Genomic DNA, 22,517 nt, shown 5'->3' on the forward strand with positions numbered 1-22,517 from the left:
GAGTAGCAGCGCCGGAGTCCGGTAGGTCAACTCGCGACGGTTGAAACGCGAGCTCACCAGCAGACCCCCGGTTCGTACACTACGAGGGTGGAAGACCATACGGCCACCAGGATCTACGCACGTCCGGCGCCCGCCTTACGGCGGTACGTCGGCTCGTATGTCGGTTTCGATCTTCGTGGGTTCCCCGCGGGGGTGCACTGCGGTCCGCCGGGCCGCGTGCTGACTGCGGTGATCAGTCTGTCCGACCCTTTGGAGGTGGCGGCGGGCGTCGACGACGGGTCACCGGTCACCCGGTTCGGCAGCGTGGCCGGCGGCCTGATGCGCCGGTCCGTTGCGATCCACCACGACGGACGCCAGGAAGGCGTGCAGGTGTCGCTGACACCGCTCGGGGCCCGGGCTGTCTACGGCATGCCTGCCGCTGATCTCGCCCACCAACTGGTCCCACTCGACGAGCTTCTCGGAGCGCTCGGTGTCGAGCTGGTCGACCGGCTCCGCGCGGCCACGACATGGGCCGCGCGGTTCGCTGCGCTGGACGAGTTGCTCTTACGAGCCGCCGGCCGCGGCGCCGACGGCGACCCCGCGTCCCGGGTGCGCCCCGAGGTGGCCGAGGCCTGGCGCCGCCTCTTGGCTGCGCGGGGCCGCGTCCAGGTCGGGGGGGTCGCCGCAGAACTGGGCTGGAGCCGTCGGTACCTCACCGAGCGGTTTCGCGGTGAGGTGGGCCTGTCGCCGAAGACCTTCGCCCGGGTTTTGCGCTTCGAGCACGCGCACGAACTGGCCACCATGCACGACCCGCTTCCGTGGGCCGATGTGGCGGCCGTCTCCGGCTACGCCGACCAGGCTCATCTCGTCCGCGACTGGACTGAGTTCACGGGCCGATCGCCGACAGCATGGCGTCGCGGCGAAGTCCTGCTCGGGATGGGGTAGTCGCCGGCACGTGGCTCAGCACGTCGGCTTCCGTTCCCTTTCCTTCAAGACCGCCCTATCGCTGTCCTGTGACCATTGTCGGCATGAGACTCGTCGATCATGAACCCAACGCCATCAACCTGCGGACCACCCCCGTGCACCTCGGGCTGGGGTCGAGAGCGAAACCCATCGAGGGCTTCGCCTGGGACCCGGAGGTACTCCATGCCTACAGCGCGGCGGTTGCGGCGGACGGCGCCGAGGGCCGAATGGTGACGATCTTCGACGGCGACGGCCTCGGCGACCATTGGGAGCGCCACCCCGCCGGGGACGAACTGGTCGTCTGCCTCAGCGGGTCGGTGACGGTCATCCGCGATGTGGACGGGGGGCCCGACCGGGTTGTGCTCGGGCCAGGCGAGGCCACCGTTAACCCGGCCGGGACGTGGCACGCGGTCGACATGGCGGGACCGGCGTCCATCCTGACCATCACCGCCGGCCTCGGCACCGACCACCGTCCCCGGACCGAGCGCGCCGGCACGTCCGGCCCGCGAACACCGTGACGATCCGTGTCGCGTGCCTCGGCGACAGCCTCACGCGCGCGCAGCTCAGCGTCGACTACCTGGACCTTCTCGAACGACGCCGGCCTCCCGGTGACGTACGGCTCGCCCGCTTCGGCGTCAACGGCGACTTCGCCCACAACCTCTCGCGGCGCCTCGATGCCGTCGTCGCGGACCCGCCCGACGTCATCACCGTGCTGATCGGTACCAACGACGCCCGAGCGAGCCTCGCCGGCTACCCCGTCGAGCGGGCCATGAAGCGCAAACAACTCCCCGAGCGCCCGTCGGCCGGCTGGTTCCAGCAATGCCTGGGAGCCGTCGTCGAACGGCTGCGAACGCAGACCGACGCGATGATCGCTCTGCTGTCCCTCCCGGTCCTCGGCCAACAACTCGACGGAGCCGCGGCGCGGGCATCACAGGCGTACAGCCGCATGATCGCCGAGGCCGCCACCACCAACAAGGCGACCTACCTCCCGCTCCACGAACGCCAGAGGGAGGAACTACGCCAGGCGCACCCGTCGCCGATCCCCTACCGGGACCCGACGCCCGCAGCGAGCGTCAGCGTCCTCGTCCGGCGCGCCTTGCTGCGCCGCAGCCTCGACACGATCTCGCAGCGCCGGGGTCTCGTGCTCACGACCGACCACATCCATCAGAACAGCCGCGGCGCCGCCCTTGTCGCCGAGGTCATCGACACCTGGCTCCCGAGCCGGAGCGCGTAGCCGGTTCCGGCGGCGGCCCCCTTCTTGGGTATTTGGTTCCCACCCCTACGGGGCAGGCAACAACGACCGGACCATCTCGAACGCTCTCGGCTATGACGACAGACCCATCACCCCCTGTGCGGCGAGCGGCTCCGGTCGCCGGGACGCACCTGAGAGGCCGGCCGCGGTGGGGGGACGGGTAGGCCTGGGCGGCGCACAGCCGGGCAGCGATGACCGCGCCGACCGAAGTGCGCACCGGGTGGGACAGGGGCCGGCCGGTGATGATCTGCCGCAGCTGTTCGGTGCTCCAGCCGGCGTCCAGCATGACGGTGGCCACGCCGCCCTGATCGGTCAGTGCCTTGCCCGTCAGCAGCAGTCAGGGACGGCTCGCTCCGATCTCCAGCAGCAGAGAATCCCCGGATGCATGTGATCGGTCGGCTGCGTGGGAGACGGGTTCGGCAGGTCCGTCCGTCCGGGAGTGCGCGTGGCAGCAGCGTGTCGGCACGGACGCAGGGGCCTGGTGTTCTGCTGGTTGGTCTTCTTGCCCATGGTGTTTTTGGTGGGGTGATCAGCCAACGTAGGTTTTTCCACCGGTGGTTGACCGGACTCTGGTTGTGCGCTGGGGTTGTGCACGGCGGGCAGGTCGGTGATGCCCTACGCGGCCGCGCCCAGGGTGCCGTCGGGACGACGCCGGCGTTTCCGCAGCAGGAAGCCGTGCCTCTTCAGCTCCTTCGGTCCGCTCTTGACGGCTGCCTCGCCGTCGCGGCCGCGGCACGCCAGGTCGGCGACGGTCATGCGCCAGCCGTCGCGATGTGCTGACGAGCCCGAATAGCCCCTCCGCCTTGAACGACAACCGGTGATCACGGAACAGGCCGTTGGCGATCTGGGTGAACTGATCCGCTGCCATCACCCCATGCCGCACCCCCGCCCCGAAACGGCTCACCGCGCTCCCCTATGCACCGGGAACGCACCGCCGTTGAGATTCTGCGGCCGGCGTGGCGCCGGAGTACGACCGGGACCGCCGGATGGAACGGTGAACGGCCTTCATGCCGTCGGCCCACCCGGCACCCTCGACCGGATGGCCGACCACCAACCCCGACCAACAGTCACGACCGGACAACATTCGCACTCGGACGCCGTACTCGGTCACCTGGCCAGGCGCACCACCATCCTCACCACCCGACCATGCTCCCGACCGTGTCGGCCCCGGTGCCTTGGACTGCTGCGCAATGAGCCTGAAGGCCTGCGCAATCGACGTGCGCAGCCGGGACGCCTGCGCAATCGGATCGGCCCGCTTGAGCGGGCTCTTGAGAGACCGTTCGATCCGCCGGCGCTCCTCTGTGCGCAACCGTGCGGTCCTCTGCGGCCGACTCCCCCACCCGGCGAACTCAGCCGCACCCAGCCTGCCTGGGGCTGTGGTTGGACTCATGGTCGGGCCGACCACGAGACCAACACGGGGTCGGTGTCCCGTTCGTGACCGTGGTCGGGGTCTCATGGTCGGTGGTCTGGTCGGTGTCGACGGGTTCTCTCTAGGACGATCGCCTCTCCCCGGGCTCCCTCAGCCTCCACCTCGCCGAGCAACGCTTCAGCCCCGGCAAAGCCCGCTCCCTCGCCGCCGTGTACCGGCCCGCAGTGATCCTGCGCATGGTCGCCGCGCTCATCACACCGGCGCAGGCAAACAGATCACCGCCTGCGTACCCCTCCAACAGGCGCGTTCTCCCGACAGTCCCGGCCAGTACTACTTCGACGGAGCGCCCGACGGCACCCTGGGATAGAAGCCCGGCGACCGCGGCTTCGCCCGCACCGCGGACAGACCCACAGGGCACGCGGCACGACCGCACCCGGCCAGCGCCGACGGTGGCCGGTGCGGTCGTGCCGGAGCGGAGCTTCTGAGCGACGTCGCGCAGTTCAAAGGTCGGCTGCAGGACATGCCGACCGCCGGCCAAGCTCCACCGGAAGGCGGGGGGCAACCGATCGCTCTACTGCCCACACGGAGGTTACGGAGCATGACTGCCACCAGCATCAGCCTGCCCCGGCCCGCACCGGTCCCGGTCACCATCGGCCTGGCGTCCACCCACAGAGGCCACCGGCACCCTGCCCGTGTCGTTTCTCCACTCCCCCGATCCCGAGGATGGTCCCTCCGCCGTTACTGGGCACCGGCTGACCGCTTCTACGGCAGGCTCCCATGGCCACAGCCCGCCCTGCCCTGCGGCGCCGGACGTGCCCCCAACGCCCCTTATCAACCAATGGCGTTGATCGTGTGAAGTTCGGAGGAGCGGCTTCCAGGCGCCACGGTATGCGGTGATAGCATTCCGGCGTCTGCGACCTTGATCCACTTATGTTCAGCACCCAGTTCCACCAGCGCGCTGAGCATCAACCCTGCTGCAGTGCTCCGGACGGGTTGCGGATCCTTGCGAGGCGTACCTGTCGACGCCTGCACCACGCGCCGTGAAAGGTTTCCATGACTCAAGACGTGCTTCTTTGGTGCCTGGTTGCGATAGCGGTGATATCCATAGCCGCGGTCGTAGCGCTCGTGCTCCGCAGCAGAGGCGTACTGAGGAGGAAGAAGGAGTCCGAGGACGAGCTGCAGACGCAGCTGCAGTACAGCCAGATAGAACTGGCCCGGGTCCGGGCCGAGTTGTTGCAGCTCAAGAACGAGCAGGACGGTGTCATCCGCGAGGCGGAGACGACCGCCGAGGAGAACACCAAGGCGGTCCTCAAGGGTGCCGCTCGCTTCCTGCAGAGCCTCGCGGCCGAGCAGACGACGCTGCTGGACAGCGTCCAGCGCGAGTACGGCGGCCACCCGGTCCTCACCGACCTGATGGACATCACTCACGCCAACGCCCAGATGGCCCGCAAGGCCCAGGGCATCGCGGTCATGTGCGGTGCGCCTCTGGGCCGGCGCAACCAGCCGGCCAGTGTCTACGACGTCGTCCGCAGCGCCCAGGGCCAGATCCGCAACTTCCAGCGGGTGGAGATCATGCAGCCGAGCGGCATCGCGCTGAAGGCCTCCGCTGTCGCGCCGGTCGCCCTCGCTGTCGCCGAACTGCTTGACAACGCTGCCAGCTTCTCGCAGGCGGACGCTCCGATCGAGGTCACGTTCCGCCAGGTGCAGCAGAACCTGTGCATCGTCATCGACGACGCCGGCGTCGGCATGGGTGACGAGGAGCGGCAGCGGGCGACCGCGCTGCTCGCCGGCGACGACGTGCCCCGGCTCTCGCAACTGGGCACGCAACCGAAGTTCGGTTTCCCGGTGATCGGGCTGATCGCCCGTCAGTACGGCTTCAAGGTCGACGTCACCGGCGTGTCCCGATATGGCGGCGTCCGCGCCGTCGTCCTGCTGCCCGAGGAGCTGTGGACCATGGAGGAAGCCCCGTCGGCCCCCGACACGGCGCCCGTCAGCAGCATCCGGCCGATGGAGACCCGCAGTCCGGCGCGCACGGCCAACGGCCTGCCCAAGCGCGGGCCCCGAGTGGCGTCCATCGGTGACTCGCCGTCGACGGACCAGCCGCCGAGGCGTACCGTCCGGCGCCGCGGCACCGGGAGCCTGGGCGCACTGCAGCGCGGTGCCCAGACCGGACGTGATGCGGCCTCCCTCGACGCCCCCATGTCTGAAGGGTCCGACAACGCATGAGTACAACCGACCTGTCGTGGATGGTCCAGGACATCGTGAGCAACGTGCCCAAGGCACGGCACGCCGTGGTGCTGTCCGCGGACGGCATCCCGCGCGGCTCCACGGACGGTCTGACCGCCAAGGACGTGGGCACGGTCTCCGCGGCCATGGCCGGGATGCAGTCCCTCAGCCGGGCCACCGCCCACTTCGCCGGCTCCTCGCAGACCCGGGAGTGGATCCAGACCGTCATCGAGTTCCAGCACGGCTGGGTGTTCCTGATCGGAGCCGGCCAGGGGGCCTACCTGGCTGCCGCCGCCGAACCCGATGTCGACATGGAGCAGCTGTCGTTCCGGATGAACCGGCTGGTGGCCCGGCTGGGCAACAACCTCACGGCCCCACCGCGGGTGACCGCCTCCGACGCGGCTGCGGCAGGCCCACAGGCTTCGCACGGGCAGGCGGACAGGGCCATCGCGGTACTCGACCAGCTGGACAGGGTGGTGGCCTCGGTGCCGAACGCCCTGCACGCGCTGTTGCTCGGCGCGGACGGTCTGCCCCGGGGCGCGAGCGCGGGGATCGACAGGGACCTCGCGGACACGATCTCGGCCGCCATGACGGGGATTCACGCCTACAGCCGGGCGACCGCGCCCTTCGCGGGCGGGGCGCGGGACGACGAGTGGAGCCAGACGGTCATCGAGTTCCAGCACGGCTGGGTCTTCCTGATCGCGGCGGGCGAGGGTGCCTTCCTGGCAGCCGCCGCCGAACACGACTGTGACATCGAGGAGTTCACCGCCCGACTGAGCGATGCGATGCCCGCCCAGGCCTCGTCTCGCGCCAGGTGGAGAGAAGGGGTCGGCGATGCATGAGGACCCGTCCGAAGAACTGGAGCTGACGGCCCCGTTAGTCCCCTTCTTCGTCATGGCGAAAGGGCGCGTGCTGCCCCGGGAGAGCGAGTACGAGCACACCACCATGATCTCGGCCCAGGCCGCGGCGGCCGCCGCGGTGCGCACCCTGGATCCGGAGGCACATGTGGTGATGAACCTGCTCGCCGACGGATACCTGTCGGTGGCCGAGGTCGCCGCCCATACGCAGCTGCCCCTGGGCATCGTGCGCATCCTGCTGGCCCAGATGGCCGAGGACGGGCTGATCCACGTGCGCGGCCCGGTGCCCCATGCCGAGCGCCATGACCCCGCCCTGCTCACCGCCGTGCTCCATGGCCTGGAGCGCATACGAACCGGAGCGTAAGTACCGTGTATCTGGATCCCAAGGTCTCCCGCTCCGTGAAGGTCCTGGTCGTAGGCCACTTCGCGGTGGGGAAGACCACCTACATCGGAAGTGTCTCCGAGATCGAGCCGCTGCAGACCGAGGAGGAGATCACCGAGGCCAGCGAGGGCTGCGACGACCTCTCCGAGACGCCGGACAAGACGACCACGACCGTCGCGATGGACTTCGGACGTCTGACCCTGAGCGACGATCTGGTGCTCTACATCTTCGGAACGCCGGGGCAGGAACGGTTCAAGCAGATGTGGGAAGGCCTGTCGAGGGGAGCGCTGGGAGCGCTCGTCCTGGTCGACCCGGAGCGGCTGGGAGAGACCTTCCCCATTCTCGACCTCGTCGAGGACTTCGGCCTGCCCTACGTCGTGGGGGTCAACACCTTCGACGGCCGGTCCCGCTTCCAGCTGTCCGAGGTGTGCGAAGCACTCGACATCTCCGAGGACACACCGGTCATCGACTGCGACGTCCGCGACCAGGACTCCTCGATGCAGGCCCTCATCACCCTCGTGAAGCACCTCTTGTCCTCACTCGGCTAGGAGCCACCGCCATGCAACAGCCCCTCGAGACGGCCGGGACACCCTCCGGTCACCCGGCACCCGGCAACGTGCCGCTGTACGGCCCCGAATTCGGCTCCGACCCCGAGCGCACCTACGACCAGTTGCGCTCGACGGGGCACAGCGCTCCTGTCGACATCGCCCCAGGCGTCCAGGTCGAACTGGTGACGAGCTACGACGCGAGCCTGTACATCCTGCAGAACCCGAACCTGTTCGTCCGCGACTCGCGACGCTGGCACGCCCTCAACGAGGGGCGGATACCGGAGGACAGCCCGGCCAGGCCCATGATGGGCTACCGCCCCAACGCCCTGTTCAGCGACGGTGCCGCCCACGCCCGGCTGCGTCAGGCGGTCACGGACAGTCTCGCCACCGTCGACCAGGGGCGGCTCATCCGCCTGACCCAGCAGTCCGCCGACTACCTGATCAGCCGGTTCAGCTCCGAGCCGCTCGGACAGGCGGAGTTGATGGCGGCGTACGCACAGCCGTTGCCGCTGCTGATCTTCGGTGACCTGTTCGGCTGCCCGCCGGAACTCGGCGACCGGGTCATCGCCGGGATCACCGGCATCTTCCAGGGCACTCCCGGCGCCGACGAGATCCTGGCCGGAGCACTCGCGGAGCTGATCGCCCTCAAGCGCCGCCAGCCCGGCGAGGACCTCACCACCAAGCTGATGGTGCACTCCGCCCGGCTGAGCGACGAGGAGGTACTGCACCAGCTCGTGACGCTGCTGTCCGGTGGCACCGCTCCCCTGGCGGCGGCCATCGGCACAAGCGTCGCGCTGTACCTCAGCGACGACTGGCCGACCGGGCTCCCCGCGGAGGACGCGGTAGTCAAGACACTGTGGAACTACGCCCCGATCGCCAACTACGCCGGCCACTACCCCACCCAGGACATCGAGTTGGGTGACCGGACGCTGCGAGCGGGCGACCCGGTGCTGATCTCCTTCGCAGCGGCCAACAACGATCCCAAGCTGACCTCGCACCGTGAGCAGCTCAGCCCCAAGGCCCACCTCGCCTTCGGTGCCGGCCCGCACGCGTGCCCGGCCAAGGACCCAGCGTTCATGATCACTGCCACGGCCGTGGAGTCCCTGCTCAACCGGCTGCCCGACGTCGAGATGCGCGTCCCGTTCGACGAACTCGCCTGGGTGCCGGTCCCGTGGAGCCGCTCACTGGTCACCGTGCCCATCCGATACAGCCCCCGCAGCGTGCCCCAGGCCGCCAACTCTCCTCACACGTCCGCCCCGACGGCCCGAACCGCACCCTCGGCCGCCGGCGTCCCCCAGGCACACGCGGTACATCGCCCGACCCATGCCGCACGCCCGAAGGGCGGGTTGTTCAGCCGTTTCCGCGCCTGGATGAATGGGGAGTGACGCAAGTAACCATACAAGAACACAGTGTTGTTGTATGGCTCATGTGACGGTCGGGTACGGATAGCGGCTGGCAGAAAGGAGCCGCTATCGTGGGAAGTGCCACGACTCCGTCCACGGACCGTCGGGCCACCGTCTCTCTGTTCTCCCGTCTTCGGACGGCCGACGGACAGGCCGACCCCTTCCCCTTCTACGAAGAACTCAGGGCGCGCGGTGCAGTCAGCCCCGCGCCCTGGGGCGGGTTACTGGTCACGAGTTACCCCATCTGTGAGCAGGTACTCCGCAGCGGCACCTGGCTCGAACCGGACGCCCGGTGGCGGGAACAGCAGGATGCGCGCACCCGCTGGAGCGCCCCCTCCTCCCGGGAGATCAGCCGAACCCTGCCCGCGCTCAACCCTCCGGAGCACACCCGCGTGCGCCGGTCGGCCGGCACCTTCGACCGCGGCACCATCGACCGCATCGGCAGCAGGGTGGCACGCATCGTCGACCGGCTGCTGGGCGGCCTGTACGAGCGCATACAGGCGGGAGAGGCGGACTTCGCGGCGCTGGTGAGCGAGGAACTCCCCGTCGCCACGATAGGTGACTGGCTCCGGCTGCCCAGCGCCGACTGGCCCCGCCTGCGAGAACTGACCCACGACCAGGTCTTCACTCAGGAACTGCTGCCCAATGCCAGCCAGTTGGCGTGCTCCGATGCCGCCATGGCCGAACTGCGCACCTACTTTCTCGGCTTGGTGCGGGAACGGCGCAGACATCCCGGCGACGACCCGGTCTCCCGCTGGATCGACACCTGGGACCAGATCGAACCCGACCAGGACCAGGCCGACGAAGCGGTCTACTTCCTCGCCTTGTTCGTCCTGCTGGCAGCCCTGGAGACCACGTCGACCCTGCTGTCGACGATGACACTCCGTCTGGTCGAGGATCCCGGCCGCTGGACGAGCCTCGTCCAGCGGCCGGACCTCGTGCCCTCCTTTGTGGAGGAGTCCCTGCGCCACGACCCTCCCACCCATGTCATCAGCCGCGTCGCCGCCCAGGACACCTTCCTGGCAGGCACCGAGGTGGCGGCCGGAGAGATGGTCCACCTCATGGTCGGCGCGGCCCACCGCGACCCCGAGCAGTACTCCCACCCCGGCGTGTTCGACCTGGAACGCAACCCCTCGCACCTGGCTTTCAGCTGGGGCATCCACTACTGCCTCGGAGCGCCCCTGGCCCGCCTGGAAGCACAGACCCTGCTCCGCCACACGATCACTCGTCTGCCGAGACTCACCCTGGTGCGCCGCCCCGCGCAGGCACCCCGGGTGGCGTTCAGACGCCTGCTGAATCTGGATGTAGCACTGGCATGAACCCGCTTCGCACCCCCACCGCCGTGTCCACCGCCGCCCCCGAGTCCCCGCCTCCGGTCGACACCTCCCCCGCACCCGCCCCCTTGTCCCTCACCCGGACCGGCGCCGTCCTCCACGTCCAGCTCAACCCCGACGCACAGGACGACGTCCTGAGCACGGCGGTGCTGGACGCCCTCATCGCCGTCCTCGACGGCCTGCACGACCAGCCGGACCTCCGCATCCTGGTGCTCTCCTCCCTGGGCAGCGACTTCTGCCTGGGAGCCGACCGGCAGGAGTACCAGGAGAGCCTGGCCGCGGACCCCGCGGGGAACGCGCTGCTGCGCATCGCGGACAAGGCGCAGCGCCTGTGCCAGGCCCTGGAGAACACCCACGTCGTCACCATCGCCCGGCTCCACGGCAGGGTGGTCGGCGCCGGCCTCGCCCTCGCCGCCTACTGCGACCTGCGCGCGGGCGCCGACACCTGTCGGTTCCGGATGCCCGAGCTGGGCCTCGGGCTCGCACCCGCCTGGGGCGGAGCCATGGGACGCCTGATCACGGAAGCAGGTGCGGCCCGCATACGCGAACTCATGCTCACTTGCGAAAACTTCGACGCCCGGACCGCTCATCGTCTGGGGCTCCTCCACAAGGTCGCCCCGCTGGACGCCCTGGACCACACGATCACCTCCTGGACCAGACCGCTGGCCCGGCGCTCACCCCAGGCCCTCGCCCTGACCAAGCGCATGCTGACCGGCTACTCGAAGGCCGCCCGCGTCGCCGACCCCGCTCTGCTGGACTCCCACCTCCTGGCCGCCCAGCTGACCCGGCCCCACTGACCCGCACCCCGCGCACCCGGCCCTTCTCGTACGCACCGGCGCCAGCACGTCGTACGAGGGGGGCCGCCGCTGTGTCCGGCGCGTCCCGAACCCTGTCGACCGGGCGATCCTCACCCACCCGCTGCGGAGAACGCCGTGCGGCCGGATGGAGCAAGCCCGTCGAGCAGGCCGACGCGGTCCCGGCGGCTGAGGGTGCCCCTGCCCACCGAGTCCTCCAGCCCACTCATGCCACTCATGCCCGTCCCCCGCATGGAGACACGTCCCCGTACCGGTGCCGGACCTCACTCCCGCCGCCCACCAGACCATCGCCCCGGACAACGGCCTCAACAGCTGGAACATGAGCGGGGAGCAGTGGCAGGCGGGCTCAGCCGTCTGACGCCCCCTCCGGACACGGAGCCGAACTCACCCCGCACCCCCTTCCCCGCGCGGGCGGCCGCGGCAAGGATGACGAGGCGCCAGCCCACGCGATCGCGTAACGGAGTTCCGGCGGCGGGATCACCGTCACCCGGCGGCTTCGGAGGTGTCGAGGGCAACGCCCGCCGGGACGTCCGTGGCCCGGCGGGCACAGGTGGCGAAACCTCCGTAGCGGTCCGCGGGGCAGCCCGCCAGACGGACCGTCCGGACGCCCGAGGCCGCGTACGGCCTCAGGGCCTCATCTCGTACGCGCCCGACAACGCCTCGACGCGCTGCCAGACGCTCTCCGAACGTGCCGCGTCGACGGCCGGACGGCGGACCGCGTCGAGTGCCCAGCGCTGCTGCTCCTCGGTGGCGGAGTCCTTGCCGTGCAGTTCGATGGCGTGGGTGGAGAAGTCCCTTACGAGGACGGCGAACAACTCGTCGAGCACGTCCTCGGCAAGGCCCGTGAGGGCCGCCTGCTCCAGGATCAGCTGGCCGTGGACTACGAGCGCGAAGAGCAGGCCGACGGCGAGGAGGAGGTCGAGGTCGCGGCTCTGCTCCTCGTCGGGAGCGGCCGTGCGCACGAACTCGCACAGTGCGTCGGCCTGTTCGCGGAAGCGTGCGACGTTGGGCAGGTGGGCGTACGCGTCGTAGGCCGGTCGCCAGTCGTGGAAGCGGACCGCGCCGAGCCCGCGGGCGGCACCCTGGCGGAAGAGGAAGCCGTCGTCGGCCGCGTCGAGGCGGGTGGGGACGGGCTCGTAGGCGGCCGGGTCGAGGAGGTGGTTGCGCAGGAACTTGAGGATCAGCGCCAGGTTGACGTGGACAGTGCCCTCCAGCTTCGGCAGGCCCCGAATCTCGACGGCCGCCTGGGCGAAGTACTTGTCCTTCTCGAAGCCCTTGGCGGCGATGACGTCCCACATGAGGTCGATGACCTTCTCGCCCTCTGTGGTCACCTTCATCTTCGTCATCGGGTTGAAGAGGAGGTAACGGCGGTCGTCGGGGCCGGCGGTGCGGAAGTAGTCGACGGCTCGGTCGCTGAACAGCTTCATGCCGACGAGCCGGACGTACGCGTCGGTCAACTCGCGTCGCACGTGCGGAAAGGCGGTGACGGGGCGGCCGTAGAGGATGCGGTTCTGTGCGTGGGTGACGGCCTCGTACATCGCGTGCTCGCAGATGCCGATCGAGGCGGTGCACAGGTTGAATTTGCCTACGTTGACGGTGTTGAGGGCGGCGTCGAACGCGGCGCGGCCGGTGTGCAGGACGTCCTGCGGGGTCACGGGGTAGTCCTCGAGGCGGAACTCGCTGACGTACTTGGAGGAGTCGACGACGTTCTTGACCAGGTGGTACGCAGGGTGGCGGCTGTCGGCGGCGAAGAAGACGTAGCCGTCGGGTCCCTCGACGTCGGTGCGGCGGCCGAAGACGGAGACGAGGCCCGCGGAGTTGCCGTTGCCGATGTAGTACTTGGAGCCGGTGGCGCGGAAGCCGCCCGTGCCATCGGGCTCCAGGAGCATGTCGGTGGAGTAGATGTCGGCGCCGTGGGCCTTTTCGGAGAGACCGAAGGCGAACACCTCGCCCTGCGTGAGGAGTTCGGTGGCACGGGCGCGGGCGGCGGGGTTGTCGCTCTGCCAGACGGGGCCGAGGCCGAGGATGGTGACCTGCCAGGCGTACCAGTAGTCGAGGCCGTAGAAGCCGAGGATCTCGTTGAGGGCGGCGATGCGGGCGGTGTCCCAGCGTTTGCCGCTCTCGCCGTCCGCGGCTGCGGAAGCGGGGGTGAGGAAGGTCGCGAAGAGCCCTTCCTTCGCGGCGAAGGCGAGGAAGTCGCCGAGCCAGGCGCGCGTTCGGTAGTCCTCGATCAGCCGGCGCTTGCCCCGCTCCTCGAACCAGTCGACGGTCGCGCGCAGCAGCCTGCGGGTTTCCGGGTCGAAGTGTGCGGGGTCGTAGGTGCGCGGGTTGAAGAGCAGCGCGTCGGCCATGAGTGCCGCCTTTCGGCTGGGAGGGGTGCGGGTGAGTGTCCGTGTTCGCATGCGGGTGCGGGTGCGGGTGCTGGGGTGTGCCCGGCCGGTCAGTAGTCCGTGTCGAACCGGGCCAGGGTGGCGAGGACATCGTCGAGCCAGGCGATCATCATCCGCTCGTACGCGATGCCGCCGCGCAGCACGGCGTGCTGGAGCTCCCGCTCGGCGTCGAGCCGGCTGTCCGGCGGGGGTTCGCCGAAGTCGCGGGCTTCGCCGGTGAGGTAGTGGGCGAGGCGGTCTGTGTGCGCCTGCCGGTGCCGCTCGACCTGGCTGATCAAAGCGGTCGGATCGTCGAAGGCGGCGCCCCGTACCTTCACTGCGAGATCGTGGCGGACGCTTTCGGGCTCGGTGGGTTCGTTCAGCCACGCGGAGAGCGCGCACCGTCCGCGCCCTGCGACGGAGTACTCCTTCTTGTCCGGACGGCCGTACTGCGCAACGTCTCTGGCCTCGACCCAGCCGTCGCTCTCCATACGCTTGAGCACGCGGTAGATCTGCTGGTGGGTAGCAGTCCAGAAGTACCCGATGGACCGGTCGAACCGCCGGGCCAGTTCATAGCCGGAGCCCGGCTTCTCCAGCAGGGAAACTAGGATCGCGTGCTCGAGCGCCATACCTATGATCTTCCTATGCACCTTGTTGCATAGCAACGTCGGCGCGGTGAGACGCGGCTCACGTACAACCGGTCAGGCGGCGCGACTCCCTCGTCGTCCGATGCGCCTCGTCCGGGTCTTGTCCGGTGGGAGTGCCGTTCGTCTGCACCTCAGCAGGTGTGCGTTGCTCGTGCGCTCTCACCCGTGGCCACGCCATGCCGCACGATCAGCCATCGGCCCAGCCTCACAATGAAGTGCCTACGCCGGTCCGGGGTCGGCTCCGCCTGCTTCAGGAGTGACCTCTTGGCTTCTCCCCTTCGTGGACGAGGGGATTCTCACGGCTCACGTCGTGAGGGTTTCTGCTTCGGTGCCGACTGCCCGCCCGGAGTGCTCCACTGGGGTCTTACACCAGTTCCACAGACTGTCACGGCCAGCCCGGCCGCCAGAGGGTTCTTCGCCGCGTTCACGTCCCTGTAGTTGCCGGGGGGATCGGCTCCAGGTCCCGCCGGTTTCGTTGATCAGCCGGGTGCGGTCTTGTCGTGATAGCCGAGTTCCTTCGCGATAGCGAGGGCACCCCTGTGCCGTGAACATCACCGCACAGCCTACGGCCCAGCCAGGCCGTGTCTCTTTGGCCGGCGTCCGTCCAGGCCCTGGTGCGCGGTACTGCGAAGATGGGGTTGACTCTCACACTGTGTCAGCCAGTGGAGTGGCCGATGTCATGTTCAGCATTGGAGCTTTCGCTAAGTACGGCGGCGTATCGGTGCGCATGCTGCGCCACTATGACGCCGTGGGGTTGTTGCGCCCTGCCCACGTCGACCCGCACACCGGCTACCGGTCCTACGAAGCCGGCCAACTGGCCCGGCTCAACCGTGTGATCGCGCTCAAGGAGCTTGGCCTCACGCTGGATCAGGTGCGTGCCATCCTCGACGGTGAACTGGAGGCGGGTGAGTTGCGCGGGATGCTGCGGTTGCGTCGGGCTGAGCTGGAATCGGCCATGGCGGCCGACGCGGCGCGGATGGCGCAGGTCGAGGCGAGGCTTCGGATGATCGAGAGTGAGGGACAGATGTCGTCTGACGACGTGGTGATCAAACGGATCCCGGCGACGCGTGTGGCTGAGCTAACGGCCGTTGTGGAGAGCCTCGAGCCGCAACTCATCACCCCGGTGATCACCTCGCTCTACGCGGAGTTGTGGAGCCGGATGCAGGCCGCCGGGCTCCGGGCGAGCGGTGCGGCCGTCGCATATTACGAGAACCCTGAGGGGCCGGTGACCGTGCACGCGTCCATCCCCGTCGACTGTGAGCCGGCCCCGGCGCACGACTTCTCCGTGGTGGATCTACCGGAGGTGGATGCCGCGACACTGGTGCACAAAGGGCCGGCAGAGCAGGTGATCCCCAGCGTTCAGGCGCTCGCTCGTTGGATCGACACCAATGGCTACACGTCGATGGGCCCCGCCCGTGAAATCACTCTCTCCTGCCCGCACTGTAACGACCACGCGGTGACCGAGTTGCAAGAGCCGGTCGCCCGCCGCTGAAGTACCCTCGTCGCGCTCAGGTACGGCACCAGATGGGGATGGCGGCGAAATGGAGTGCGGTCTGGCAGGCGATGGCGAGTTTGTCGCATCGCGTGGCCGGGCCGCGCCACTGCTTGAGGCGGTTGATGCAGCGTTCGGCGGCGTTCCGCTGCTTGCATGCCTCCACGTCGGAGCCGGGCGGGCATCCGCCTCGGCGGCCCAGCCGCAGGCGGTGCCCAACCTGGTCGGAGGGCTGCGGAATGACGGCACGGATCCCCCGCTGTCGCAGGTGGGCGCGGATAGCGCGGGACGAGTAGGCCCGGTCCGCCAGAACTGCAGTGGGGCGAGTGCGGGGCCTGCCCGGCCTGTTCCGGGCACCCGGATGCGGGCCATGACAGCCGCAAAGGCCGGTGCGTCACCGGCTTGTCCTGCGGTGATGCCGAAGGCCAGGGGTCGTGCGCGGCCGTCTGCGGCCAGATGGACCTTTGTGCTCAGCCCGCCGCGGGAGCGTCCGACCCGGTGATCGGTCGGCTCGCCGCGGCGGGCTGCCCTCTTTTTCAGCGTTCCAGCGGCGGGCTGGCGGGCACGGATGACGGTGGAGTCCACGGACACCGTCCAGCCGATGCTGTCATCGGCGTCCGCCTCGGCCAGGACAGCAGCCGCGAAGATCTTCGTCGACGTGCCGTCGACGGCCCATCTGAGCACCCGTTTGTGAGTGGTCTGGTACGAGCCGAGCTCGTCAGGAAGGTCCCGCCAGGGCGAACAAGTGCGGTACTTCCACGCGATGGCTTCGAGCGTGCGGCGATGGCCAGCCCACTGCCGCCCGCGGACCGGGTCAGCCGGCATCAGCGACTTGATCCGGTCCCACATCACATCAGTGATCACTGATCGGACGGACACATCCGATCAACTGACCAACCGACCAAAAGGGCACGGTCCAGCCCGGCAGGACGGCTCGGAGGGAAGGTCTCTCCATTACGTCACCTTGACGACAAGGCGAGGGGGTGGATATCGTCACAAGGACGAAAAGGAGGGCTTCATGGCCGACATCACCACGCGCCTCGGCTGGCGTCACCTGCGCTCGTCGCCCACCGCCCATGTGCGGTACCACCGGCGCGGCCGGCTGGTCCACGACGGCCCGGGGCTGAGCTTCTGGTTCCGGGCACTGACCGCCTCGCTCTCCGAGGTACCCGTCGACGACCGGGAACTGGCCGTCGCGTTCCACGCGCGCACCTCGGACTTCCAGGACATCGGCGTCCAGGCGACCGTCACCTACCGGATCCACGACCCGGCGACGGCCGCCACCCGTCTGGACTTCGCCATCGACCCGGACACCGGCGCCTGGCGCGGCGCGCCCCTGGAGCAGATCGCCACCCTGCTCACCGAGTCCGCCCAGCAGCACGCCCTCGACGCGCTCGCCCGCACCACCCTGGCGTCGGCTCTCGCGGACGGCGTGGCCACGGTCCGCGAGCGGGTGGGCAGCGGGTTGGCCGCCGAGCCCCGCCTGCCCGCCACCGGCATCGAGGTGGTCGCCGTGCGCGTGGTGGCCATCCGGCCCGAGCCGGAGGTGGAGCGCGCACTGCGCACACCGGCCAGGGAGCAGATCCAGCAGGAAGCGGACCGCGCCACCTACGAGCGGCGCGCGGTGGCGGTCGAACGCGAACGCACCATCGCGGAGAACGAGCTGGCCAGCAAGATCGAACTCGCTCGCCGCGAGGAGCAACTGGTCGAGCAGAACGGCACCAACGCACGCCGCCGGGCCGAGGAGAACGCAGCGGCCGACGCCGTACTGGCGCAGGCCGAGGCCTCGCGTACGGTGCGGCTCGCCCACGCGGAGGCCGAGGCCACGGAGCGCACCGGCGCGTCGCGTGCCGAGGCACAGGCCGCCTGGCTGCGGGTACACGCCGACGCCGGCCCGGCGATCCTGCACGCGCTGGCGGTGACCCGGCTCGCCGAGAACCTGCCGCGCATCGACAGTCTCACTCTGTCGCCGGACGTCCTCACCGGGCTGCTGACCAGGCTCGGCACGGCGACGCCCGGTGCGCCCGGCACCGGGGACGGGCCCGTGGTGGGGGCACGGCCGTGAGTCTCGCTCCCCGCGCCGTGCTCGTCCACCGGACCACCGAGTACGAGGAACTGCTCGCCCGGCACGGCACCCGCGGGCAGGCGGAGTTCTTCCTCGCCTCGCGGGGCAGGAGCATCACCGAGGTGGCCGAACGCCATCACCGGGCAGCGCGGGCTGTCGCCGACGTGGCGGCCGCGGTGCCGCTGACCTGGCGGCGGGCCCGCGTCGAGCGGGCAGATCTTGACCGGTTCCTCTTCGGTCCGGAGGACGTCGTGGTGGTCGTGGGGCAGGACGGCCTCGTCGCCAACACGGCGAAGTACCTGTCGGGGCAGCCGGTGGCCGGGATCGACACCGATCCCGGACGTAACCCGGGTGTGCTCGTGCGTCACCGGCCCGCAGACGCGGGCAGGCTGCTGCGCTCCGCCGTCCTGCCGGGCCCGGCGGCGGACGAGCTGGCGATGGTGGAGGCGGTCGCGGACGACACGCAGCGGCTGGTCGCCCTCAACGAGATCTTCCTCGGGCCGGCGGCCCATCAGACCGCCCGCTACCGGGTCGGCCCCGACCACGAAGGCACCGCCCCGGAGGCGCAGGCGTCATCGGGCATCGTCGTCGGCACCGGGACCGGGGCGACGGGCTGGCTGCGCTCACTGTGGCTGGAGCGGGGCAGCACCCTCGTGCTGCCCGCCCCGTCCGAGCGGCGTCTGCTGTGGTTCGTACGCGAGGCGTGGCCGTCGCCGGCGACGGGGACCGCCCGGGTGGCGGGCGCCCTGTCCGCCGCCGAGCGGCTGCGGCTCACGGTCGAGTGCGACCGTCTCGTCGTCTTCGGCGACGGCATGGAGTCGGACGCGCTCTCACTCACCTGGGGCCAGACTGTGCGGGTGGGGGTCTGCGACACGGCACTGCGCCTGCTGGTCTGACCGGCCCCGGGTGGCTGTGCCACCGAGGTGACACCAGTAGTCACGGTGAGGTAGTTCGACCCACACATCGGACGGTCCGACCACGGCACGCCTGTCCGTTCAGACGCAGTCCTGCGACGGCGCAGGCGTAGGTCACGGCACTGTGCTGGTAGAGGTAGGAGGCCGGCACCTCCTCGAAGGTGTCCTGCTCGTCCGGTTCTCAGCCCGGGTGCAGGTTCCGGCTCCCGACCGACGGTGTCGTCGCGGGCGATGCTGCCCCGGTTATCTCTCTTGTGATTGGCGTACATGCCGTGGCAGACCGTGCGGGCGGACAACCGGGCCGGCACGCCCGGCATCTACGGCGCGTATCCCCCAGGCTGTGTGACAGTGGCCTGGGGAGTCGTCAACACTCGACGGTTATAGGCAGGTTGTGCCAGGTTGTGCCACCCAATGACCGCATGCGCCGGAGCAGAAGCGTTGGCGGCGCCGTTCGTCCGCGACCGCGAGTACCGCGAGTACCGCGAGTACCGCGAGTACCGCGAGTACCGCGAGTACCGCGAGTACCGCGAGTACCGCGACCAGTAGTCGGAACGCCTTGCGTCGTTCGCCGACAGTGCTGCAGCCGGCGATCTTCCCCGTTGCTGGCCGATCGGGGCCGCAGGTGATCAGGACCGCAGGGGTGTGCGCCGGGCGCAGCCCGCCCGGCACGTCGGATGCTCTCAGGTCCGTCTTCGGTCACGGCGCGCGCCTGCACGCAGTGACGGCGCGGGAACAGGAGTACCTCGGCCTGCTCTTTCGGGCCGTGGGCGTCGAAACAGTCGATGCGCTGTGACATCGGGCGCAGGCCTTGGGCGAGTTCGTTGAGGATGATGTCCCGCTCAGTCATGATCGCCGTCGCCTGCCGCACGGGGCCGATACCGACGTACTGAGGGCGGTGCAGCCGTCTCGCCCACGACGACAGGGGGGCCTGCCGCTGGCGGTCAAGCAGATCTCGGACCATCCGAGGTCGGAGTTCTTCCGATCCGCCGACCGGAGCAACGGGCGACCCGGCCGGTGGAGGGCCCGCCAGACCCCGCTTACGTTCGCAGACATGACGAACGCATCGACCGACCGCGCGTCCGCGCTCAGCCGCCGCGCCGCCCTCACCGGCCTGATAGGCGGGGCCGGGGCGGCCGTCCTGGCCGGTTGTGCCGGCTCCGAGGGGGTCAGGCCCGCGAACGCGCCCGGCAGAGACGGCACCGCGCGGCCGACGGCCCCCGACAGCACCCCGACCCCCGGGGCCATGACCCTCTTCGACGACCCCGCCTTCAACTTCAACGGTCTCCTGGCGCTCGGTGGAGCCGGCTCCGGCAGCGCCGAGGTCGGCGAGGTCCTCACCGCCGTGAACACCATCAACCGGGCCGGCCTCTCCTCGCAGACGTACGTCCGCACGTTCCACGAACTCGGCGACCGCCTCATGGGCCCGACTCCGGGCAGCAGGCCCGACGACGCCACGAGGCGCTCCCGCGCGCTGCGCGCCGCCCAGTACTACGGCCAGGCCCTGTTCTTCGTCCTCGGCTCGGACCACCCGGGCAACGAGGAGGACCTGTACCGGGCGGGCCGGCGGGCCTGGGAGACGTTCTGCGACCTGTGCGACCCGCAGCCGGTGCGCGCGCAGATCCCGTACGGCGACATCACCCTGCCGGTGTGGTTCTTCCGACCGGAGCCGTCCGACCACTGCCGCCCGACTGTCATCCTGACCAACGGCAGCGACGGACAGAACGTCGACATGTGGACCTACGGCGTCGGCGCCGCCCTGGAGCGCGGCTGGAACGCCCTGGTCTACGACGGCCCCGGGCAGGGGCAGTTGCTCTTCGTGGACCGGGTGGTCTTCACCCCCACCTGGGAGGAGGTCGTGTCCCCGCTGATCGACTGGCTGGAGACCCGGCCCGACGTGGAGACCCGGCGGATCGCGCTCACCGGCCTGAGCATGGGCGGCGACCTGGCACCCCGGGCCGCCGCCTTCGAGGACCGCATCGCCGCGCTGGTCGCCATGCCGGGCTGCGTCGACCCGTGGCTGGGCTTCCCCCCGGAGCTGCGGCAGATTTTCACCCCGGACAAGGAGGAGACCAACCGGATCTGGAACGAGGAAGTCGTCCCCGAGCTGACCCCGGACGAGGCGGCCACGCTGCGGAAACGCTTCGAACCGTTCTCGGTGGAGGCGATGCTCGCGGCCCGCCAGGGCAGGACCTTCACCGACTTCTGGACACCCGCCCGCCGGATCACGTCGCTGGACATCACCGATGTCGTCCCACGCATCACCATGCCCACACTCGTCCTCGACTACGAAGACGAGCAGTTCTACCCCGGCCAGCCCCGACAGATGTACGAAGCCCTGCGCGGGCCCAAGAACTACGTGAAGCTCACCGCCGCCGTCGGCGCCCAGCTCCACTGCTCCCCGATGGCCCCGCAGCTGCACTGCGAGGTCGTCTTCGACTGGCTCCAGCAGGTGCTCTGAGCGGGCCCTCGCCCCGGAGGAGGACCATCTTCGCGGGGGCAGGGAGCAGTGGAACCAGGCCGTGCGCGCAATCGCCGCCGAGGGACCATTCCCACGGGGGCGGGGAACAGGCCAGTCAGTGGGATGGGACAGCTGCTTCACAGACCACTGTCCCGTCTGCTCTGAGTACCCGGAGTTCATCGCGAACTGCACCGTCTCGATCTTCGAGCCCTTCGCCACCTCGAACACGATCCAGCTCAACGCCTTCTCGTCCTCCGGCAGGTTCACGTCCGACGACACCGCCGGCTATGTCGTCGACCATCTCTGATGTTGCTAGGGCGTGTGTCGGAAGTGCTCTAGCTGGGCTCGTGCGCGAGGCTGACCGGTGGGCCGTGAGCGAGGTCAGCAACCGTGATGGCCGAGGACCACAGTCACTCGTTCATGGCCGCGACGAGGACGGCCGCCTCGTAGCGGACCGCGAGCTTGTCGTATCGGGTGGCGGCTGCGCGGTTCCTCTTGAGGCGGTTGATCACGCACTCCACCGCATGAAGCTCGCGGCAGTCGAGGGCCTCCCACCGGCGCCGCCCACAAGTCTCACGCGGCCAGCTGACACCCGTCGGATTCGCGACCGTCATGACCACGCCGGCCCTCCAGGCAGCGATGCCGACTCCGTCGGCGTCCTCGGTCACACGCCAGGTCAGGAGTCCGATGGCTGTACACAGCACACAGCGTCGGCCGGTAGATCCAGGCTCTCCATCGCGTGCCCGGCATGGTCCATGAGGGCGGGGTATGGCGAACTGAGCGCCGCGGCAGTGGGTCTACCTTCTCGAGTCCCGTCCACTTGTGCGATCTCCGCGGCCGCGAGGGGGCTTTGGCCCAGGTGCAGCAAGGTGGCAGGAGACAGGGAGCGGGCCGACTGACGTGGTCAGGCAGCCGGGCGGTCGGTGATGGCCGGCAGGGTCGTTGTCCTGATCCGGCGGTAGGTCACAAAGCCGTTCACGGTCACCCCCGTCCAGATGAGGGTGCTGACCAGAGGCCACCACAGGTCCCGTCCCCCTTCACCCTGAGTGAGGTTGACGACCCAGCTGACAGCCCAGCCGACAGCGAGAACAAGTGCCGCCCACCTGGCCCACCGCCAGATCTGCATCGTTCCTCGTGCGCGGGATTTCTGTGAGTTCTGATCATCCTGTCGGAGTCGTGTGCCATCCATGACTATCCGCCTACCCCCTGCTCGCCCCTTGCCTCCCGTGCCTTGGGAGAGGGCCGAAAACGAACGGCCTCACCGCGCGCAGGCGGTGGTCCTGGCCTACTGGGCGGGGTTGGCTGGGGACGGCGACCGAGTCTGACGGCCGCGTGATGCCGTGTCGCGCGGCATGCCGGCAGCAGCGGCTCGTTCCCGCCCACGGCTCATCCGACAGGCGCCACGGCGGCCGCTCCATCCTCAGGGCCGGCCCTGCATCCCCCG

General features: G+C 69.6%; 21 protein-coding genes and 3 pseudogenes. 16 read left to right on the forward strand and 8 right to left on the reverse strand.

Features of this window, described 5'->3' with window-relative positions:
- Window positions 1-87: 87 nt before the first annotated feature.
- The 3 genes from HTV45_RS04005 (at window position 88) to HTV45_RS04015 (ending at window position 2,176) form a co-directional block, all read left to right on the forward strand.
- The gene (locus HTV45_RS04005) at window positions 88-924 is read left to right on the forward strand and encodes an AraC family transcriptional regulator (RefSeq protein WP_215204176.1); all 837 of its coding nucleotides are present in this window, start codon (window positions 88-90) and stop codon (window positions 922-924) included.
- An 83-nt stretch (window positions 925-1,007) separates the two neighbouring features.
- A complete protein-coding gene (locus HTV45_RS04010; RefSeq protein WP_215204177.1) occupies window positions 1,008-1,460 on the forward strand; it encodes a cupin domain-containing protein in 453 nt (150 codons plus the stop codon).
- Entirely contained in the window at window positions 1,457-2,176 is a 720-nt protein-coding gene (locus tag HTV45_RS04015; protein WP_215204178.1) for a GDSL-type esterase/lipase family protein, read from the forward strand. Before HTV45_RS04010 ends, HTV45_RS04015 begins: the two co-directional genes overlap by 4 nt.
- 633 nt (window positions 2,177-2,809) lie before the next feature.
- Here the strand turns inward: HTV45_RS04015 and HTV45_RS34965 are convergent.
- Window positions 2,810-2,950 (reverse strand): hypothetical protein, encoded by a 141-nt coding sequence (locus HTV45_RS34965; RefSeq protein WP_308309111.1) that lies wholly within the window; start codon window positions 2,948-2,950, stop codon window positions 2,810-2,812.
- Between the two features lie 1,738 nt (window positions 2,951-4,688).
- Between HTV45_RS34965 and HTV45_RS04025 the strand changes: the two genes are divergently transcribed.
- The 7 genes from HTV45_RS04025 to HTV45_RS04055 all read left to right on the forward strand — a co-directional run bounded on the left by HTV45_RS04025 (window position 4,689) and on the right by HTV45_RS04055 (window position 11,110).
- Window positions 4,689-5,789 carry an ATP-binding protein gene (locus tag HTV45_RS04025; RefSeq protein WP_308309112.1) on the forward strand — a complete coding sequence of 367 codons (1,101 nt, stop codon included), beginning with the start codon at window positions 4,689-4,691 and terminating at the stop codon, window positions 5,787-5,789.
- A 20-nt stretch (window positions 5,790-5,809) separates the two neighbouring features.
- Window positions 5,810-6,631: a roadblock/LC7 domain-containing protein gene (locus HTV45_RS04030; RefSeq protein WP_215204463.1), complete on the forward strand. Its 822-nt coding sequence runs from the start codon at window positions 5,810-5,812 to the stop codon at window positions 6,629-6,631.
- Window positions 6,624-7,010: a DUF742 domain-containing protein gene (locus HTV45_RS04035; protein ID WP_215204180.1), complete on the forward strand. Its 387-nt coding sequence runs from the start codon at window positions 6,624-6,626 to the stop codon at window positions 7,008-7,010. Before HTV45_RS04030 ends, HTV45_RS04035 begins: the two co-directional genes overlap by 8 nt.
- A 5-nt stretch (window positions 7,011-7,015) precedes the next feature.
- Entirely contained in the window at window positions 7,016-7,576 is a 561-nt protein-coding gene (locus HTV45_RS04040) for an ATP/GTP-binding protein (RefSeq protein ID WP_215204181.1), read from the forward strand.
- A gap of 11 nt (window positions 7,577-7,587) precedes the next feature.
- Window positions 7,588-8,961 carry a cytochrome P450 gene (locus HTV45_RS04045; protein ID WP_215204182.1) on the forward strand — a complete coding sequence of 458 codons (1,374 nt, stop codon included), beginning with the start codon at window positions 7,588-7,590 and terminating at the stop codon, window positions 8,959-8,961.
- A gap of 89 nt (window positions 8,962-9,050) precedes the next feature.
- Window positions 9,051-10,298 carry a cytochrome P450 gene (locus HTV45_RS04050; protein WP_215204183.1) on the forward strand — a complete coding sequence of 416 codons (1,248 nt, stop codon included), beginning with the start codon at window positions 9,051-9,053 and terminating at the stop codon, window positions 10,296-10,298.
- Complete coding sequence (locus HTV45_RS04055; RefSeq protein WP_215204184.1) at window positions 10,295-11,110, forward strand: enoyl-CoA hydratase/isomerase family protein; 816 nt, start codon at window positions 10,295-10,297, stop codon at window positions 11,108-11,110. Before HTV45_RS04050 ends, HTV45_RS04055 begins: the two co-directional genes overlap by 4 nt.
- Before the next feature lie 644 nt (window positions 11,111-11,754).
- On the opposite strand, the gene HTV45_RS04060 is transcribed toward HTV45_RS04055, so the two are convergent.
- From HTV45_RS04060 to HTV45_RS33950, 3 genes and pseudogenes are all read right to left on the reverse strand, one after another.
- Window positions 11,755-13,479, reverse strand: a complete 1,725-nt coding sequence (locus HTV45_RS04060) for an acyl-CoA dehydrogenase family protein (RefSeq protein WP_215204185.1) — start codon at window positions 13,477-13,479, stop codon at window positions 11,755-11,757.
- Between the two features lie 89 nt (window positions 13,480-13,568).
- Window positions 13,569-14,126, reverse strand: coding sequence for a PadR family transcriptional regulator (locus HTV45_RS04065; protein ID WP_215204186.1), 558 nt, complete (start codon window positions 14,124-14,126; stop codon window positions 13,569-13,571).
- Window positions 14,127-14,440: 314 nt separating this feature from the next.
- Window positions 14,441-14,584, reverse strand: a pseudogene (locus tag HTV45_RS33950) (RNA-guided endonuclease TnpB family protein); the annotation flags it as partial.
- A 239-nt stretch (window positions 14,585-14,823) separates the two neighbouring features.
- On the opposite strand from HTV45_RS33950, the gene HTV45_RS04070 reads away from it, so the two are divergent.
- Window positions 14,824-15,636 carry a MerR family transcriptional regulator gene (locus HTV45_RS04070; protein ID WP_215204187.1) on the forward strand — a complete coding sequence of 271 codons (813 nt, stop codon included), beginning with the start codon at window positions 14,824-14,826 and terminating at the stop codon, window positions 15,634-15,636.
- Window positions 15,637-15,652: 16 nt separating this feature from the next.
- On the opposite strand, the gene HTV45_RS04075 is transcribed toward HTV45_RS04070, so the two are convergent.
- Window positions 15,653-16,515, reverse strand: a protein-coding gene (locus tag HTV45_RS04075; protein WP_215204188.1) for an IS5 family transposase whose coding sequence is annotated in 2 segments (ribosomal slippage) — window positions 15,653-15,978 and window positions 15,978-16,515 — 864 coding nt in all. Because the reading frame shifts where the segments join, the coding sequence is not laid out codon by codon here.
- A gap of 139 nt (window positions 16,516-16,654) precedes the next feature.
- On the opposite strand from HTV45_RS04075, the gene HTV45_RS04080 reads away from it, so the two are divergent.
- The 3 genes from HTV45_RS04080 (at window position 16,655) to HTV45_RS34770 (ending at window position 19,161) form a co-directional block, all read left to right on the forward strand.
- Complete coding sequence (locus HTV45_RS04080; protein ID WP_215204189.1) at window positions 16,655-17,701, forward strand: SPFH domain-containing protein; 1,047 nt, start codon at window positions 16,655-16,657, stop codon at window positions 17,699-17,701.
- Complete coding sequence (locus tag HTV45_RS04085; protein ID WP_215204190.1) at window positions 17,698-18,597, forward strand: hypothetical protein; 900 nt, start codon at window positions 17,698-17,700, stop codon at window positions 18,595-18,597. Before HTV45_RS04080 ends, HTV45_RS04085 begins: the two co-directional genes overlap by 4 nt.
- Window positions 18,598-19,026: 429 nt before the next feature.
- Entirely contained in the window at window positions 19,027-19,161 is a 135-nt protein-coding gene (locus tag HTV45_RS34770) for a hypothetical protein (protein ID WP_285899613.1), read from the forward strand.
- 175 nt (window positions 19,162-19,336) lie between these two features.
- Here the strand turns inward: HTV45_RS34770 and HTV45_RS34970 are convergent.
- A pseudogene (locus HTV45_RS34970) lies at window positions 19,337-19,576 on the reverse strand (hypothetical protein); the annotation flags it as partial.
- A 90-nt stretch (window positions 19,577-19,666) separates the two neighbouring features.
- Between HTV45_RS34970 and HTV45_RS04090 the strand changes: the two are divergent.
- Both HTV45_RS04090 and HTV45_RS04095 read left to right on the forward strand, forming a co-directional pair.
- Entirely contained in the window at window positions 19,667-21,073 is a 1,407-nt protein-coding gene (locus HTV45_RS04090) for a S9 family peptidase (protein WP_215204191.1), read from the forward strand.
- Between the two features lie 118 nt (window positions 21,074-21,191).
- Entirely contained in the window at window positions 21,192-21,380 is a 189-nt protein-coding gene (locus HTV45_RS04095; RefSeq protein ID WP_215204192.1) for a hypothetical protein, read from the forward strand.
- A 103-nt stretch (window positions 21,381-21,483) separates the two neighbouring features.
- Here the strand turns inward: HTV45_RS04095 and HTV45_RS33960 are convergent.
- Together HTV45_RS33960 and HTV45_RS04100 are read right to left on the reverse strand one after the other, a co-directional pair.
- Window positions 21,484-21,638: pseudogene (locus tag HTV45_RS33960) on the reverse strand (IS5/IS1182 family transposase); the annotation flags it as partial.
- Between the two features lie 339 nt (window positions 21,639-21,977).
- Window positions 21,978-22,199 carry a hypothetical protein gene (locus HTV45_RS04100; protein WP_251691234.1) on the reverse strand — a complete coding sequence of 74 codons (222 nt, stop codon included), beginning with the start codon at window positions 22,197-22,199 and terminating at the stop codon, window positions 21,978-21,980.
- Between the last annotated feature and the right edge of the window lie 318 nt (window positions 22,200-22,517).

The sequence above is a fragment of the Streptomyces sp. CHD11 genome, from assembly GCF_018638295.1.
Lineage (GTDB): Bacteria > Actinomycetota > Actinomycetes > Streptomycetales > Streptomycetaceae > Streptomyces.

Bases quoted from the DNA above. Each gene is read 5' to 3' on its own strand.
- HTV45_RS34770 (WP_285899613.1), top strand. From the start codon at position 19,027: ATGACCGCATGCGCCGGAGCAGAAGCGTTGGCGGCGCCGTTCGTCCGC.
- HTV45_RS04065 (WP_215204186.1), bottom strand. From the start codon at position 14,126: ATGGCGCTCGAGCACGCGATCCTAGTTTCCCTGCTGGAGAAGCCGGGC.
- HTV45_RS04055 (WP_215204184.1), top strand. From the start codon at position 10,295: ATGAACCCGCTTCGCACCCCCACCGCCGTGTCCACCGCCGCCCCCGAG.
- HTV45_RS04035 (WP_215204180.1), top strand. From the start codon at position 6,624: ATGCATGAGGACCCGTCCGAAGAACTGGAGCTGACGGCCCCGTTAGTC.
- HTV45_RS04080 (WP_215204189.1), top strand. From the start codon at position 16,655: ATGGCCGACATCACCACGCGCCTCGGCTGGCGTCACCTGCGCTCGTCG.
- HTV45_RS04030 (WP_215204463.1), top strand. From the start codon at position 5,810: ATGGTCCAGGACATCGTGAGCAACGTGCCCAAGGCACGGCACGCCGTG.
- HTV45_RS04090 (WP_215204191.1), top strand. From the start codon at position 19,667: ATGACGAACGCATCGACCGACCGCGCGTCCGCGCTCAGCCGCCGCGCC.
- HTV45_RS34965 (WP_308309111.1), bottom strand. From the start codon at position 2,950: ATGACCGTCGCCGACCTGGCGTGCCGCGGCCGCGACGGCGAGGCAGCC.
- HTV45_RS04100 (WP_251691234.1), bottom strand. From the start codon at position 22,199: ATGCAGATCTGGCGGTGGGCCAGGTGGGCGGCACTTGTTCTCGCTGTC.
- HTV45_RS04060 (WP_215204185.1), bottom strand. From the start codon at position 13,479: ATGGCCGACGCGCTGCTCTTCAACCCGCGCACCTACGACCCCGCACAC.
- HTV45_RS04045 (WP_215204182.1), top strand. From the start codon at position 7,588: ATGCAACAGCCCCTCGAGACGGCCGGGACACCCTCCGGTCACCCGGCA.
- HTV45_RS04070 (WP_215204187.1), top strand. From the start codon at position 14,824: ATGTTCAGCATTGGAGCTTTCGCTAAGTACGGCGGCGTATCGGTGCGC.
- HTV45_RS04010 (WP_215204177.1), top strand. From the start codon at position 1,008: ATGAGACTCGTCGATCATGAACCCAACGCCATCAACCTGCGGACCACC.